We start from the raw sequence: 1,149 nt of genomic DNA, 5'->3' as shown, positions 1-1,149 counted from the left end.
TTTTAATGGAGAAAAAGGTAGAGTGAGAGCAAAATTATTTAATTGGATAGGTGGTGTTAGCGCCGTAATTACAATAATACTGGCAATATTACCGTTTTGGTGGGATTCAACGGATCTTAGTGTCTATTTATCTGGAGGGGATTATGTTACTAGTCCCGAAGATTTAGGCTTAGATTCTGAGAGTGAATACACCGGAGAGCTTTCCTCTAGGCATAGTTTATATACGCTAGAGATTACTAATGATGGTAGTAGTCCCGCTAAAGACGTTAATGTTATGGTTCCATATGACGCCCCCTACACTCATGGGATACTAGTCAAAAATGACAAAGTGAAAGCTAGGTATAATGATTTAAGGAGTGTGGTTATTGGGGAGTTAAAACCCAGTCAGAGTGTCACTATCTATATTTGGTCAATTCATGATGATTTGTACCCGAGTTTTTTCTCTCCCCGAAATATAGTAGTTTCATATGATGGTGGTACAGCGACAATTAAGCATGAAGTTGATGGTTCAGGTATATTGGGATATATCGATAGGTATAGTTTTGTTGCATATATGCTGACATATCTATTTATTTACCCTATTCCTTGGTTTTGTTATAGATATGGGCTATCAAAAACAGGAGTAGTTTCTGAACCAACTCCGACTGTGGTATCACCAAAAAGTGAAGTAGGAAAAATTACTTTACTAAAATCAGCTTGGGAAGATGGTGTTTTATCTGAAACTGAGTTTAAAGAACGCTATCTAAAAATCTTAGATTCGGAGTGATGGTTAGCTAAAAACTAACAAACGAGTATGGCGTCAATAACTAAATTTTGGCGCTGTTTTCATCCCACATCGTTCCATCTCTTAACATCGAATTTAGAGTTACAACCATCTTCCTAACACAAGCAATGATAGCGACTTTCTTGGGCTTTCCTGCATCCAATAAACGTTTATATGTTGCTTTAAAAACAGGGTTACATTGCATAGCGGACATCATTGCCATGTACAATACAGTGCGTACTTGAGCGCGACCACCTTGAATAACTCTTTTGCCTTTATGGCGGCCACTTTCCTTGGTGATTGGTGCGACACCGACTAGAGCAGCGGCTTGTTTGTTCGTGATATAACCAAGCTCTGGAACGTTACTAATAATAGAGGCTGCTGCG

2 protein-coding genes are annotated in these 1,149 nt (G+C 38.7%); one reads left to right on the top strand and one right to left on the bottom strand.

Annotation, left to right across the window (positions count from 1 at the left end; all coding sequences use genetic code 11):
• Window positions 1–766 (top strand): hypothetical protein (locus MD535_RS25600; RefSeq protein WP_265678104.1); only part of this gene is annotated, 766 nt, incomplete at its 5' end.
• A gap of 40 nt (window positions 767–806) precedes the next feature.
• On the opposite strand, the gene MD535_RS25595 is transcribed toward MD535_RS25600, so the two are convergent.
• On the bottom strand, window positions 807–1,149 hold a 343-nt coding region (locus tag MD535_RS25595), incomplete at its 5' end, for a transposase (protein WP_265678103.1).

The sequence above is a fragment of the Vibrio qingdaonensis genome (assembly GCF_026191675.1).
In the GTDB taxonomy this organism is placed as follows: domain Bacteria; phylum Pseudomonadota; class Gammaproteobacteria; order Enterobacterales; family Vibrionaceae; genus Vibrio; species Vibrio qingdaonensis.
The sequence above is the reverse complement of the archived record's forward strand: the minus strand, read 5'-3'. Positions and strand labels throughout refer to the sequence as shown.